This is a genomic window from Bacillus sp. AFS017336, assembly GCF_002555445.1.
In the GTDB taxonomy this organism is placed as follows: domain Bacteria; phylum Bacillota; class Bacilli; order Bacillales; family Bacillaceae_G; genus Gottfriedia.
Map to the genome: position 1 here is coordinate 64,729 of NZ_NUCO01000013.1, position 15,397 is coordinate 80,125.

Below are 15,397 nucleotides of genomic sequence, written 5' to 3' on the forward strand. Positions count from 1 at the left end.
AAAGAAGGGAATGCTAATGAATCGAAAATTATCAATTGGTGCCTACCAATTCTTTAGTATTATATTTTTATTTGAGATGGGGAGCGCTACTTTAGTAGGACTTGCAGCTGGAGCTATGCAGGATGCTTGGATTAGTGTATTAATCGCTTTGGGTACTGGCTGCTTAATATTTTGTATATATATTAAGTTATTTGAACTGTATCCTGAACTACCTTTTACGAAATATGTACAATCTATATTAGGTAAGTTTACCGGTAAAATACTAGCAATGATTTATATTTTATATTTTATTTATATTGGAGCACGAGTTCTTAGAGATTTTGAAGAACTGCTAGTTATAACACTTTATAATGCCTCCTCACTTATTTCGATTGGCATACTAATAATGTTTTTAGTTATGTATGCGATCTTTAAGGGATTTGAGGTATTCGGAAGAGCGTGTGAGTTGCTATTTGTTTTGACTATTATCATTACAACTACAATTATAGGATTTGAAATGATTGCAGGTTTAATAAAAATAGATAATTTAAGACCGGTATTAGAAGTGGGCTGGAAAAAAATCTTAATGGAGACTTATCCTTTAGCAGTAACCTTCCCATTTGGTGAAATGGTAGTTTTTACAATGCTATTGCCATATTTAAAGAAACCAGGTTATGCATGGAAGATTGGTATTCCTGGATTAATCTTTGTAGGCTTGGTTCTAACACTAATCACAATGCTCAATATATGTGTTTTAGGTGCAAATACGCTACAAAGAGCCACTTATCCTATATTAACATCAGTAAGCTATATTAACATTGCAGATTTTATTCAACGACTCGATTCAGTTGTTGTAGTCATAATGGTTATAGGGGGATTTATTAAAATAGCAGTTTTTTTCTTTTGTGCAGTAATTGGAGCAGGGGACTTATTTAAAATAAAAAAATCTGATACACTTACGTACCCGGTTGCATTGATTATGTTAATTTGTTCCATTTGGATGGCTCCCGACTATTTAGAACATTATAAAGAAGGCTTAGACGTTGTACCTTATTTCTTACATATACCATTACAAATCCTAATCCCTCTTGTATTGTTAGTCATCGCATTAATTCAAAATAAAGTAAAAACGAAAGAGAATGCAGCTTAGAAATTCTATACTGCATTCTCTTTCGCTTTAATTAGTCGTATTTTGATTAGCATTCTGCTCTTGGTTTCGCTTCTTCTTTAGGTTTTTCATATACTGCAAGACAATCTTTGCGATGCCGAATGGTACAGTGAAAAAGAAGATTAAAACATAGTCTTCACCTACAAGCTCGGTTTTACTTAGCTTAATATTTGTTAGTAGATGAGGAAAACTATCACCATTGTATAGGTCAATCACTTCCAGTAAACACATCTCTAGTACAAATAAACATAGAAATACCCAAAATACTCGCAATGCACCCACCCCATTTAAAGATCCTAATTATCATTATTTTGGTTTATGATGGTATCGTTTATTCGGAAAATAAAAGAAACTTAGATCTTTCGATTGTAGGGATTTTCGATCAGTTTTAGAGGGCTTGAAACTATGAAAGTTGTGGGAGTCATTGACTGTGATGATAAAAAGACAGATTTAAAAGCTTTTTACTTCTTTTAAATCTGTCTTTATTGTTTCTTTTACAATAAACTACTTACCTAAAGTTTAATAGACTATTTCTAACCATATTTCGATGATTAAAGGGCGGATTTATTATTTGAATTAGGCTTGTCTAATGTTGATTTTCGGTTTTTTTGTACCCAGTAACCAATTGATACGATCAAAATCCAGGGAATACCGATTTTCCACGCTGAATTCCAATCAGGTGAAAATGCCATCGTAATTAAGATACCACTAAGTAAAAGAATTCCGACCCACTGAAGAACTGGAAAGAGCGGTGCTTTAACAGGTAATGGCCCTTGATAATGAAGGTGGACCGTTTTTCTAAAACGTAAATGGCTAATTAGGATTATAAGCCATACTAGAATTCCACCAAAGATAGAGATTCCGAATAATTTGTTAAAAGTATCCGGATAGTACATAGATAGGACACTTGCTATTAATACCCCGCAGCTTGATATGAATATTGCTGTTACAGGTGTACCATTTTTAGATAAATTCCCTAATGATTTTGGGGCATATTCACCGCGAGATAATGAAAATAGCATACGTGATGTTAAATATAAATTTGTATTCATACTAGATAATGCAGCTGTTAAAATAACAAAGTTCATGATTCCGGCAGCATACTTCACTCCAGAGCTCTCAAAGATTTTTACAAAGGGAGATCCAGAAACCTGGTGGGCACCTGCTTGCATCCAAGGAACTACAGCAACTATAATACCTAATGATAATATATAGAATAGAAATAAACGTAATACCATACTCTTCATTGCTTTAGGGATTGCTTTATTTGGATCCTTTGATTCCCCGGCTGTAACTGCAACAATTTCGACGCCATAAAAACTAAAGATTGCCATTAACACTGCCATCCAAACTCCTTTAAAACCATTAGGGAGGAAGCCGTGTTGATCTGTATAATGGTGAAATCCGATAGAGTGCGTGTGACCAATTCCGAAAAGAAGCGAAATACCAAATATGATGAACAATACAATTGCTACAACTTTAATCATGGCGAACCAATACTCTATATGGCCAAAGTTTGCAACGGATCTACTATTTATAAGGACAATCGCTACACCAAATCCAAGTGTCCATAACCAAACAGGTATACTAGGAAACCAATACTGCATATAAAGGCCAACTGCAACGGCTTCTCCGCCAATTGCAATAACTTGTGCAGCCCAATATGTATAGCGTATTAGAAAGCCAGCCCAAGGGTTTAAATACATTTCTGCATAAGTTCCAAATGAACCTGCTGTTGGATGCACAACAGCCATTTCAGATAAACTAAACATCATTATAACTGCAATGAACGCAGCGATAATATAACTTAGAATTACACCTGGTCCTGCATATCCTATTGCTATACCACTTCCCATAAATAAACCAGTACCAATTGCCCCGCCAATTCCAATCATGGTAAGCTGGCTGCTAGTAAGCGAACGATTAAGTCCTCCTTCTCGTTCAATTAAAGTTTTATTTTCATTCATATTGTTTCGCCACCTTTCTTAAATTGTTTACTAAGTTTCAGCGTCCAATCGACACTTTTTCCGGCGAGTAGCATACTAAAAAATGTGAGGAAAGTTTGCTGTAATCCACCTCCGATTAAAGAACATAATAGGACACTTCCGTTTATGATCATCATCGTTTTCCCAATCGAAAAAGTAGGGTATTTTCGATTGATAACTACACTGGCTATATCAAGACCTCCAGTTGTACCACCTGCTAAAATAACGATTCCAATACTAACCCCTGACAATAAACCCCCAAGCAGGCATCCTACTATCGGAATGTGCAACCCAGGCAGTGAAGCAAATAAAGATAAGAAAAGTGATAAGCTACTCATTCCGATTAAACTTAAGAGTGCAAATGCTGCACCGACTGCTTTGTATCCAATCAAAAAAAGAGGAATGTTTAATAAAAAATAAAGAAATCCGAGTGGAATAGGGATAACTTTAACAAGCATCATACTAATACCACCAAGTCCTGGTGCAACAATACCGTTTGGTAATTGGAAGATATAATAGGTTAATGCGACTAAAATTGTTCCACCAATTACTTTGATTGCACTTAGAAAATATTCTTTATCGTTAGCCGTTATTGATTGCATCGGCAATCTCCTCGAGCGCACGTACTACTTCTTCATCCGTATTGTAGAAATGAGGTGCTACTCGTAAAACATCATTTCGAGCTGAGACAATTATATTTTTTCTTTTTAAATATTGCTCAATAGTAGAAGCTTGATCTACCCGAATTGCAGTGTTACTGCCTTTTATGGATAAATCGGTTGGACTAACTACTGTTAATCCAAGTGTTTGAGCGGTTTCTATTGCAACTCTTGATAAATAAGATAGGTAATCTTGTATAGCCGATACGCCAATTTGGTTTAATAAAGAAATACCCGCTTCAGCTGCATAGGCATTTATCATCATTGGAGTTCCAGTGTCAAATCGTCTTGTTCCTTCAGCATAATCAAGGAGACGAGGATTAAATGAAAATGGATTTACGCGACTAAACCAACCAGTCGTTGGGGGATTTAGTGCATCTGCTAACTCTTTTCTTACATATAAAAAGCTAATTCCAGGAATACCTAGTAAAAATTTTTGTGCACCTGTTGCAAGTGCATCGATTCCCATTTCTTTTACATCTATTGGAACACTTCCCGCAGATTGATAGGCATCCACAAATAATAGTGATCCATTTGCTTTCGTAATATTTGATATAGCTTTTATATCCTGAATAAACCCATTATAATAAGACACATGTGACACAGATGTGATAAGGGTGCTCGAATCTACTGCTTTTTCATATTGTTCGATTTGAATTTGATGAAGGTTTTCTTCTAAAAATGTGACGTTTGCCCCTCGTGGTACTTGGGATAGCCAAACGTGACCAATACATGGAAAGTCGATATCCGTTGTGACAACTTTATTCCTTTTTCCAGAAAAATCCAATGATGATGCGAAAGATGAAGCAGCATCGGATACACTTGATAGGACGGCGATTTCATCAACAGAAGCATTTATTAAAGTAGCGAAGGCAACTTTTGCTTCATGGACTTTATCCATCCAGCCTTCCCAATCCATACCTTTCTCGGTCCAACTCGTTAAATAGGATTGAATCCCTTCCTTCACTGGTAATGAAATGGCACTTTGGGAACAACTTGATAAATGGATTGTTTCAGTTAAGGTTGGAAAAAGTGAGCGTTTCTCATTAAATGTGCTTATCATTTTAATCATCCTTTCACTATTTTGATAGCGTTTTCATTTTTAGATACATAACTAATACGAGGTGACATATGAATCATCAATCCTTATGGTTTGAACAAGGTGAATGGACTGCAACGCCTTTTCTTGAGATAGGTAAAGAATTATCATTTTCACGTGAAATCTTATTGTTTCAACAAGATGAGAGACATCCGTTTGTGTATCTCGTCCTTGAGGGACGGATCCGTATTTATCTGTTATCGCCTAATGGAGCTGAACGTCACTTATATATCGTTGGTCCTGGAAATATAATAGGAGAATCAAATGTATGGGTAGATGAAGCATTTGGCTACAATGCATCTACATCATCGACCGCACGTGTCCTACGAATTCCAAAATCATCATTTTATGATATCGTTATGAGTGAGCCAACACTCGTTCAAAAAGTCCTAAAATCATTAAGCAACAAACAATCAGCATTACTTCTCCAAACGAAGCTAATGAGCTTTTCAGATGTAGGAGAACGTGTCTTAACAATGTTGAGACAGCTTGCATCCTCATATGGAAAGGAAACTACTAAAGGTATAACGATATCGATTCCATTCACTCATCAAGAACTAGCCTATGTGGTTGGTTCATCACGAGTAAGCGTTTCTTATGTCATGAATGAATTATGCGAAAAAGGAATTATCGAGAAACAAAATGGGCGATATACATTACTAACCTAGGCGCATTAACACTTCTTGTTCTACCTCAATCTTAAGAAATTCTGATTGTTTAATCTGTCAAATACTTTACAAAATATCTTATTTTTAAAAATTTTCTGTAAATATAAATGATGCGTAAGCTTAAATACGATCGAAGGCTAAAAATGAATTTATTTCTTGCTAAAATTTAAATGTGGACGAGTCAGCAATAGTAGATATAACGAACATTTAGTAATTATGACGATCAATAGTTAAACTATTTTAGAGCCTGTTTACTGACGATTATAGTTAAAAAGAACGGTTTGCGTTAACTTACAAAATAGGATAGTATATTATTGATAGCGCATAGAAGCTGGTCTTAAGACTTGCTTCTTTTTTATAAACATAATGAATTTATACAAATTAGGAGGACTACATAATATGTTAGATATTAAAGCAATTAAAGAAATTCTTCCTCATCGTTACCCATTTTTATTAGTTGATCGAATCATTGAGCATGAAGAAGGTAAACGTGCGGTTGGGATTAAAAATGTTACAGCTAATGAAGAGTTTTTTAACGGACATTTCCCTGATTATCCAGTAATGCCTGGGGTATTAATTGTAGAAGCTCTAGCACAAGTTGGTGGAGTTGCGGCATTGAGCCTGGAGCAAAATAAAGGGAAACTTGCATTATTTGCTGGTATCGATAACTGCCGTTTTAAAAAGCAAGTAGTACCTGGTGATCAGTTAAGACTAGAGGTTGAACTAGTGAAAATGCGTGGACCAATTGGTAAAGGTAAAGCAGTAGCAACTGTTGACGGACAAATAGCTTGTGAAGCTGAACTTACGTTTGCGCTTAAATAAAAATGATCAGTAAAAATCCTATTTTCAAAATAGGATTTTTTTTATGGAACTGTCTGGACTGCTAATAAAAATGGGAAAAGTGCAGATAAAAAGGCCGAATCTGCAAATAAATTCAGTGAAACTGCAATTAAGATAAGGGAGAACTGCAAATAAATTCAATGAAACTGCAATTTAAATAAGCAAAACTGCAAATAAACTGTGTGCTCTGCAAATAAAAATGATAAAACTGCCATTAAAACAGCTGAAACTGTTAATACAACCATGATAGTAAATAAAAATGGCCAAATCGCAATTAAAATAGCGGAATCACAAATAAAAAAAGCAAACCTCACTCTTATTAAGTGAGGTTTTGTCCTACTTTATGACTTCTTCTCGAAGTGTCTCTAAGTATGCTTCTTTGTCGTCCCTGTAAAATAAATTATATGTATCAAACGGAATCATCTTATCATCAGTCGTAACAAAATGAACGCATGATTTTTTTACGCTACGAACATCTAAATCATAATTATCTTGGAATTTCATTATTAAAACTCGAAATACATTTTCGTATCCCATTCCATTTGGTAAAATAACTTTTGGTAAGCAACATAGTAGATCTTTTAAGCCTTGAAATCCACTTTGAGGAGAATGGTTTAAACTAAATAACTTGAAAACTTTGTTACGTAATTCTGCATCACTTTCGAAAACAATTGTATTTCTTTCGCCTTCAAGCAACACATTTTTATCAATGATGCTAGTTAACGGAGTGATTTTACCACCCATTTTTAAAGCATAGCCCATCGCTAAACTATCAGGGTGACATGGTACTGGTATAATATCGTCCTCTGAGTAGAATTCGCTTTGCTTAATAATCTCTTGGCGAACTTCACTAAGTGTTAAGCGTTCAGTTGATGGGTCGTAGTTTTCAGTTCTTCCGGCATGTTGGATAGGCTGAAACGTCACACCACGCACACATTTTTGTTCTGTGCCCCATTTAATGATTTTCCCTATTTCATGATCGTTTAATCCTTTTTTTAGGACGGCTACCAGTGTTGTACTAAGATTATATTTATTTAAATTATTAATAGCTTTTTGACGCACTTCTCGTAAATCACGCCCTCGAAGCTCAAGAAGCGTTTCCTCTTCAAAACTATCAAATTGAAGATAGATTTCAAATCCAGGTTTGTAACTTGCCAGTCTTTTTACGAAGGCTTCGTCGGTGGCAATCCTAATTCCATTCGTATTTACCATGAGGTGTTTAATACTTCTCTTCTTTGCCTCATCTAATATTTCAAAAAATTGAGGGTGGATTGTAGGTTCACCACCAGAGATTTGAACTACATCTGCTTCCTTTTCGTTTTTAATAATCGTATCAAACATTCTTTTGATCGTTTCTAAATCTTTCCAAGAAGTTCGTTTTGGCGAGCTATCTGCATAACAAATTGGACACTGTAAATTACATACATCTGTTATTTCAACAATACTTAAACAACTATGCTGTTCGTGATCCGGGCAAAGACCACAGTCGTATGGGCAACCATATTTAATTGGAGTGTTCCATCGATGAGGCATTTCACTAGGTTTAATAAATTCTCTACACAATTGATAATATGGGATATCTGTAGAAATTAGGACTTTCTCCATACCATGATGCATACAGCGTTTTAACATATAAACACAATCATTTTCATATATAATTTTTGCTTCTACTTTTCGTAAACACTTGCTACAAACAGATAGTGTAAAATCAGTGTACGTATACGGGCGATTTGGCACGATATTTTCTCCTTCTTTGATATACAAAATATATTGCGTAATACAATACGCCTATTAAACAGGTTATTTGAATACTACTCATTTCTTCATATGGCTTGATTGTTGGTTTCAGCCATTCAATACAAAATCTATACAGGAAGTATGAGGCTGAAAAAATAGCAAATTGAAAACCCTCGTATGGTTTTTGTCTGAGCAGGTATTTTATAACGAACAGTAAACAGCATAAAAAAGCAATGTCATAAAGTGAAGTTGGATGACGTTTTACTCCATCGCCTACATCGATTCCAAAAATACTTGATGTTGGAAGTCCATATGTATCATCTGCTAAACCGGTCAAGAAGCAACCAATTCTTCCAATACACATTGATAGACAAAGTGGGAGGACCATATCATCACCGGTTGAACGTGTTTGGTTGCAAAATTTTTTACTTAACTCGACTCCAATGATACCTCCTAGTAATCCACCTACAATGGTTTTACCTTGAAATATTCCAAATAAACCATGACTATGAATGCTGTGTAACAATTTCGGAATGTCCTGTAGTGAAGCGACAATAAGGCTACCCAAAAGAGAACCTAGAATTGCACCAATTAGCACATAAACGGTTTTTTCTTCACTAATTGTTTCTTTTCGGCGGAACTTAATATATACTCTAAATCCTATAAAAAAGGCTAAACTTTCAAAAACTCTATGTGGATGAAGTTCAATACCAAAAAGTGGAATCATTACAGGTGTGTTTATAGTATCACTTCCTTTTTTATGCCAAAAATTTTATTGTTATGTTGCTAACCCTATGATACTATTTTTCTGAATATTCTACTATCTATATTTATAGGTAGTGCAAAATAGGGAGGAGGGATGAGGTTGTCAGGAAATAGACGTGATCATCATCCAGTTGCTGATTTTTTTAAAGGGTTATTTCTTGGAACTCTCACTTCATTCAGTGGGATCATTGTTACTTTTATGGGAATTGGTTTATTCAGTTTTCCTGTCGCAGCAGGAGTGGTTGTTGCTATACCACTTTTAATTGGCATTTATTTTTGGATTGTCTCAAAAAGAAAGTTCTTTGCTCTAGGTTTTTTTATGTCACTTCCAATTGTATTTTTTATATTCTATTCGATTTGTGGAACCCTTTTTTTGGACGGTATTTGATAAAATTCACTCTCTTTTAGAGGACAAAATATTGAGACTCCGCGTTCGTATCATACCGTGGGTTCTTTTTTGCAAAGCAATATCTTAGACCAACCACTGTATATATCAACTTTGAACTGCCAGAGCAAAAAAAAGCATGCACAAAATAAGTGCATGCCAATTTTTCCTCAAACAAAAGACTTCAAGTCCTACAAACAATATAAGTTATCTAGATAAATACCAGATTACTTATTAGCTTTTCTCCACTCAATCGCTTTACGCTCAACTTCTTTTACAAATGCATCTTTTCCATCCATATATCCATTAATATCCGTTGGGAATTTTTCTGCTAGCTGCGCTTTTAATTCTCCATATGCTTTCATCTCATCCTCATGTTCTCTTAAATAAGCAGGAACTGCTAGATGTCTTTCAACTTCTTTTTCATTATCAATCTGATACATATGCATTTGGTGGGTACGATTTTCGCCACCTTTACGGAAGTATCTCCTACCTGGAAGACCAAACTCGCCAAGTCCCTCATAGCCAATCTCAGCTAATTTATCGTTATACTTGTCTACATTTTCTATGTTTTTAACAATAGGCAACATATCGATAATCGGTTTAGCTTTTAAATTTGGTACAGATGTACTACCAATATGGTGGATCTCAATTAATTCGTCTTTTAAGATTTCGCGTATTTGTTTTGCTTCTGCTTGAAATAAGTCTTTCCAATTTTCATCATGGTTTTTAACGATTACGTTCATGTAGACCTCCGCTATAAAAATATTAAGAGTAAGTATGTTAATCTTAAACATATTCTCTAAAAAAGTTTCGAAGAGAGAGTTTAAGTTTACTAATAGATTTGGAAAAGTTGATAAATTATTAGTGAAAAAAGGAAATTGTAAAGTTCTAATGAGAATACGAAATAATACAAGTTAAATAAAAATCCCCTTAAGACTACAAAGTTTTTTAAGGGGATTTTCGTATTTTAAATAGCTATTTTTTTAAAACTAATCTTCTAAACACCCAATAAATCAACAAGCTCATCCATGGATAATTCAGTAATCCATTGTTCACTCGTTATGATTGTATCGTTAAGTGACTGTTTACGTTGAAGCATTTCGTCGATTTTTTCTTCTAGTGTACCAATCGTTACAAATTTATGGACTTGAACGAATTTTGTTTGTCCGATTCTGTACGCTCGGTCAGTTGCTTGATTTTCAACAGCCGGGTTCCACCAGCGGTCAAAGTGCATAACGTGATTTGCTGCTGTTAAGTTTAATCCTGTTCCACCAGCTTTAAGTGAAAGAATGAATACTTTTACATCACCATTTTGAAAGCGAGAAATCATGTTATCACGAGCATTTTTAGGAACGCTACCATTTAAAAATAAAACTTCTTCACCAAATTTTGCTTGGATCGCTTCTTTTAGCATATCACCCATTCGCACATATTGAGTAAAGATTAGGCAGCTTTCTTTTTGTTCTAATATAGGATCTATTAACTCAAATAGTCGTTCAACCTTACTGGAGCGGTCTTCGAACTCGACAAGTTGTGATTCCTTTAAGAATAGAGAAGGATGATCACAGATTTGTTTTAATTTATTTAACATCCATAAGATACGACCGCGGCGTTCGATGCCAGTTAACGTATCGATCTGTTTTAAGCTATCTTGAACAACTTGTTCATATAATGCCGCCTGTTCAACTGATAAAGGACAAAGCATATTTTGTTCTTGCTTTGGTGGAAGATTTAAAGCAACATCTTCATCTTGCTTTGTACGTCTAAGTAAGAAGGGGGCAATTAGACGATGAACTGCTTTTATCTTTTCTTCATCGCGATCCTTCTCAATTGGATTTACATAATTGCTAGCAAAACGGGTCAATGTACCAAGATATCCTCTATTAATAAAATCAAATATTGTCCAAAGCTCCGTCAAGCGGTTTTCCATTGGCGTTCCAGTTAGAGCAATACGATGCTCTGCTTTCAATCCACGAACAGCGCGAGACTGCTTTGTCGTCGGATTTTTTATGTTCTGAGCTTCGTCAAGAATGATACTCTTCCATACATATTGTTGGAGATCTTCATAGTCTAATACACTTAAAGCATAAGAAGTTATAACAATATCGACATCTCTTACTACTGAAAATAAATCTTCTCCTTTTAAGCGATTCCCACCATAGTGAACATGTACAGTTAAGTCTGGATAAAATAGCTCGATTTCTCGTTTCCAGTTGTTGATAACAGAGGTAGGGCAGACAATCAAGGATGCTCCGGGCTTTTCTTCATTCTCTTTACGATAAGCCAAGTAACAAATCGACTGAATTGTTTTACCAAGTCCCATATCATCGGCAAGCAATGCACCAAATCCCATATTTTTTAAATGGACTAACCATTCAAATCCTTTTTGTTGGTATGCACGTAAAGTTGCTTGTAAGCCATGTGGAGCAGTAAGTTCAGGAACTTCTGAAATGGATGTTAATCTTTTAGTAAGTTCACGGAAAACATCATCAACTTCAATTTCAACTTCTGCAAAAGGTGAGTGATCTTCCTCAGGCTTTTCAGCTCCTTGTAGTAGTTCATGTTGTAAAACTTCGTGAAATCTAAGTCCTTGTTTTTCAGCCTTTGCCATCATTTTCTTCATGCGTGCAATAAAAGCAGGGTCTAGTGCAATCCACTGACCATTAAATTGAATTAAACGTCTTTGATTTTCAACGAATTGCTGGAATTGTTGTTCTGATAGTTCCATCCCATTTGTGGATATTCGCCAATTAAAATCAACGAGTGTCTCCATATTGAAAAACGAATTCCCAGTTGGTTTTCCTTTTACACTCGCTTTTAAGGTCATTTTATTTTGTTTTAAAGCTTGCCACCAGCTTGGTAAAAGAACTTGGATATTTGCGGAAAGAACTTTTTCACTATCCTCTGTTAAAAATGTCCATGCATCTTGCTCACTTAAAATTTCTCTTGGTTTATTCTCTTCAATTAAGGTAGGTACAAGTAATCCAACGCCTTGAAACGTTCGATCCAAATACTCGGCATAAGATGTATGCTTTTTTTGTAGCGATTCATGTCCTTTATACTCATAAGGCTTGATTGTTTTTCGCTCATCAATTAAATATGTACGTAAATGCCAATCATCGTGCTCACTCAAAGGTTCCTCAAGGACTAATCGAATTGAAAACGGGACATCATCATCTCTAAGTCCTATTTTTACATGCCAATCGTCTTCATCAACACTATGTGTAAGTTGCTGTTTTATGTAACTTGGATTGTAATATAAGCCTCTAGCAATATCCCAACGTTTAGAATGCATTGTTTCTATTTCAAACTGTTGTTTAATTGCAGAAGAAACCAATTCCTTTAAAGTTGGTTCTAATTGATCATACCCATCAATTTTCCAAAGTTCTTCACCATTCTGATAATGAGCAAAGCTTGGTGAAATATGACCTTCCTTAAAATCCTCATATAATCTCGAAATCTCAGAGTGAAACTCATTTGCTTCATCTAAATAAGTAATCTCTACTAATGAATTTTCTTGATGTTCTTTAAAAAAAGTAAGTGCTTCAATTGGAGTTAAAAGAATACCTTCAATCTGGCCGACTCGGGTCGGTTGCAATAATGTTCCGTAATATGAAGGTTCATGCCATTGAAACACTAGATGCTTCCATGCTGTTACCGGTAAAATGACACCGTGACTTTGCATACCATAAATGAGCAAGCCATTTCGCTCTACCCACTTTACAGCAATACTAAGATTTGCTAGTCGCTTCATTGACTAATTTTCCTTTCTTTATTTCCTCTTGAAGTGCACGTAAACGAATAAATTGAGATTCAATATATTGAATATAATCATCCCATTCATTCAAACGCTTTAATTTTTTATAATTTGTTCTTAGCTTCTTTAAATAACGAACAGCTATTTTATAGTTTGCTCTACCTTTTAACTCAATGTAATAAAGGACTAAGTGATGATATAAAGGTAATACAGATTGTGGTGAGTGCTTATGTACTTCCTGAAGGTCATGTTTATCAATAAAATCAGGTTTATATGAATATAAGTACATTTGCAGCTCTGCCCAGCGTTTGTATTCCCGATTATGCATTAAATAATCAGTGTACTGCATCACGCTATGTGGAAGCAATGCTTGATAAACTACTTCTAGACCAGCCGTTTGATTAGTGTAAAAACTATTGTACTCATAGTTAGTTAAGAAATGTTTTGCAAAAGTAGTCTTTGCATATTCATCATCGCCATTTTGCAAAAAGTGTAAAAGCATTTCGTAATATATTGGCAAAAATGAAGTCAGTCGATCAGTTTCATTGTTTTTTCGCAGGTTCTCAATCCAATAAGTAAAGCTATAAAGCGTACGCTCACTATTACTATACTGTTTGATAATTGACAGCATTTTTTCATCTTCTTTTAACAAATAATATAGATGAGCTTTTCCTAAATCTGCGTAATAATTGTCCTCGAATTCTGATAAAACCTCTAAATCCTTATGTAAAATCTTTGAATTATTTAAAAGCTCTTTATAAACATATCGAAAGGTGTTATATCGAGGTATTAAACAAAGCGTTCTCTCTAGTAACAGAGCTTGCAACTGCTCTCGAAGTACCTCTTCATATTGACTAGAAACGGAACCACCTGTCAGGTTATGCAGTTGTCTACTAACAGCCTCAACTTGATTTTCTAACATTGTCATTTCACGCGGTAAATGCGCATTGTCGTAAACCGTGCTTTGAATTTCTATTTGTCCGACCATTTTATTCATTGTAAAGATTGACGCAAGTAATTGATATAGAAGCTTTTCCTTTTCCTGACGTGGTTGCTGATTTAATAATCCGTGATAAAACCGTTCATATAATGGATAAACAAAATAGACATCTTGGTAAAAAGACGTACGCTGCTGTTCAATATATTCCTTGTACTTTTGCTCAAATAACGCAACTGTTTCCTTTGGTCGATCCTGCTCAATCATGTTCATTTGATCAAGTAGTTGTCGACCAGTCATGATAGTTGGAATACTTTTTAGAGAAGATTGTTTAAATTTCCTCATAATATCACCAACTAATGAAAACGAAGCGGCAGCATAGCACAATAGTGCAATTTGATGTTGGCAAGGAGGGGCCTCATAACAATCGCAACCATTTTGGTCATGATTTTCAATATGTAAAATTGGTAAATGAATCTGATCGCCCTCTTCGACAACCCCAACAAGTCGACCCTCTCGAACCGAGACATTATATACTTGACCTAATCGATATAATTGTAGGCCGGTTTCAACAAGCTCCGCATCCCTAGAATTCTGGGGAGAAAGCTTTGAAAAAAGTGAATAGGATAGTTCATAAATAATATCTTTATTTAAATCACGCTGAAGCATTCGCTGCCTCCTAACTCGAAACATTCTTATTGGTAATTATACCCTAAACAAATAAGATACACATAGCCGAAAAGGGAAAAAATGAAAGATGATATAGATTGTTAATTTAAAATTTTAATTAAGATTTTAGAATAAATGAAAACAAGCAAATCCTATTTACTCAATAAATTAATTGAATATATATGTCAAATCCTCATAGTTTCAACCAAAAACTATAAAAACATACCTATATTTAAAAGTAAAAAACGTAACAGGAAAGGGCAAGTGTGTAATACAAACTTAATATGCAAAAAAAGGCTAATATAATAAAATATTAATATACTAGACAATTAAAATAAGCTCCCTTAATGGGGGCTTTTCGTCTGTTATGAGATCTTTTAATAGTAAGAAAACAATTATTTACATATATACAATTGTTTTTAATTAACTGGAGAGGTGAAGGATTTGAAAAAAGGTTTTACTAGTTTAATTGTTTTAGTACTTATTTTTAGTATGTTTAAAGATGTTTTTGCTGAATCAACAACACAAGCAAAAACGGAAAAATGGGTTGTAACGCTAGGACCTACAGTTTTAACGATTCAGAATACTGAAACTGGTGGAACAGCCGGTGGAACAACTGGCGGAACAACTGGTGGAGCAACCGGCGGAACAACTAGCGGAACAACTGACGGAACAACCGGTGGAACAACTGGCGGAACAACTGACGGAACAACCGGTGGAACAACTGGTGGAACAACTAGTGGAAC

14 protein-coding genes are annotated in these 15,397 nt (G+C 35.0%); 5 read left to right on the forward strand and 9 right to left on the reverse strand.

Annotated features, from left to right (window positions below; genetic code table 11):
- Positions 1-16 precede the first annotated feature (16 nt).
- The gene (locus tag CN601_RS06645) at positions 17-1,129 is read left to right on the forward strand and encodes a GerAB/ArcD/ProY family transporter (RefSeq protein WP_179865463.1); all 1,113 of its coding nucleotides are present in this window, start codon (positions 17-19) and stop codon (positions 1,127-1,129) included.
- 27 nt (positions 1,130-1,156) lie between these two features.
- On the opposite strand, the gene CN601_RS06650 is transcribed toward CN601_RS06645, so the two are convergent.
- The 4 genes from CN601_RS06650 to CN601_RS06665 form a co-directional block, all read right to left on the reverse strand.
- Positions 1,157-1,420 (reverse strand): hypothetical protein, encoded by a 264-nt coding sequence (locus CN601_RS06650; protein WP_098118901.1) that lies wholly within the window; start codon positions 1,418-1,420, stop codon positions 1,157-1,159.
- Between the two features lie 278 nt (positions 1,421-1,698).
- Positions 1,699-3,114 carry an amino acid permease gene (locus CN601_RS06655; protein WP_098170545.1) on the reverse strand — a complete coding sequence of 472 codons (1,416 nt, stop codon included), beginning with the start codon at positions 3,112-3,114 and terminating at the stop codon, positions 1,699-1,701.
- Entirely contained in the window at positions 3,111-3,734 is a 624-nt protein-coding gene (locus CN601_RS06660; RefSeq protein ID WP_098170546.1) for a YitT family protein, read from the reverse strand. Before CN601_RS06660 ends, CN601_RS06655 begins: the two co-directional genes overlap by 4 nt.
- Positions 3,715-4,854: an aminotransferase class V-fold PLP-dependent enzyme gene (locus tag CN601_RS06665; protein WP_098170547.1), complete on the reverse strand. Its 1,140-nt coding sequence runs from the start codon at positions 4,852-4,854 to the stop codon at positions 3,715-3,717. Before CN601_RS06665 ends, CN601_RS06660 begins: the two co-directional genes overlap by 20 nt.
- A 68-nt stretch (positions 4,855-4,922) precedes the next feature.
- Between CN601_RS06665 and CN601_RS06670 the strand changes: the two genes are divergently transcribed.
- Positions 4,923-5,558, forward strand: a complete 636-nt coding sequence (locus CN601_RS06670; protein WP_098170548.1) for a Crp/Fnr family transcriptional regulator — start codon at positions 4,923-4,925, stop codon at positions 5,556-5,558.
- Positions 5,559-5,957: 399 nt separating this feature from the next.
- Positions 5,958-6,380: a 3-hydroxyacyl-ACP dehydratase FabZ gene (gene fabZ / locus CN601_RS06675; protein ID WP_098118896.1), complete on the forward strand. Its 423-nt coding sequence runs from the start codon at positions 5,958-5,960 to the stop codon at positions 6,378-6,380.
- Positions 6,381-6,734: 354 nt separating this feature from the next.
- Here fabZ and CN601_RS06680 read toward each other — a convergent pair whose 3' ends face one another.
- Positions 6,735-8,135 carry a radical SAM protein gene (locus tag CN601_RS06680; RefSeq protein WP_098170549.1) on the reverse strand — a complete coding sequence of 467 codons (1,401 nt, stop codon included), beginning with the start codon at positions 8,133-8,135 and terminating at the stop codon, positions 6,735-6,737.
- Positions 8,107-8,862 (reverse strand): prolipoprotein diacylglyceryl transferase, encoded by a 756-nt coding sequence (locus tag CN601_RS06685; RefSeq protein ID WP_257131632.1) that lies wholly within the window; start codon positions 8,860-8,862, stop codon positions 8,107-8,109. Before CN601_RS06685 ends, CN601_RS06680 begins: the two co-directional genes overlap by 29 nt.
- A gap of 138 nt (positions 8,863-9,000) precedes the next feature.
- Here CN601_RS06685 and CN601_RS06690 point away from each other — a divergent pair, with 138 nt between their 5' ends.
- Positions 9,001-9,288 (forward strand): hypothetical protein, encoded by a 288-nt coding sequence (locus tag CN601_RS06690; protein ID WP_098118893.1) that lies wholly within the window; start codon positions 9,001-9,003, stop codon positions 9,286-9,288.
- 224 nt (positions 9,289-9,512) lie between these two features.
- Here the strand turns inward: CN601_RS06690 and CN601_RS06695 are convergent, their stop codons facing one another.
- The 3 genes from CN601_RS06695 to CN601_RS06705 form a co-directional block, all read right to left on the reverse strand.
- On the reverse strand, positions 9,513-10,031 hold the full coding sequence (locus CN601_RS06695; protein WP_098170551.1) for a GrpB family protein: 519 nt from the start codon (positions 10,029-10,031) through the stop codon (positions 9,513-9,515).
- A gap of 254 nt (positions 10,032-10,285) precedes the next feature.
- Positions 10,286-13,042: a DEAD/DEAH box helicase gene (locus CN601_RS06700; protein WP_098170552.1), complete on the reverse strand. Its 2,757-nt coding sequence runs from the start codon at positions 13,040-13,042 to the stop codon at positions 10,286-10,288.
- Positions 13,020-14,651, reverse strand: coding sequence for a hypothetical protein (locus tag CN601_RS06705; RefSeq protein WP_098170553.1), 1,632 nt, complete (start codon positions 14,649-14,651; stop codon positions 13,020-13,022). The genes CN601_RS06700 and CN601_RS06705 overlap by 23 nt, the downstream gene beginning before the upstream one ends.
- 444 nt (positions 14,652-15,095) lie before the next feature.
- On the opposite strand from CN601_RS06705, the gene CN601_RS26505 reads away from it, so the two are divergent.
- On the forward strand, positions 15,096-15,397 hold a 302-nt coding region (locus CN601_RS26505), incomplete at its 3' end, for a hypothetical protein (RefSeq protein ID WP_179865464.1).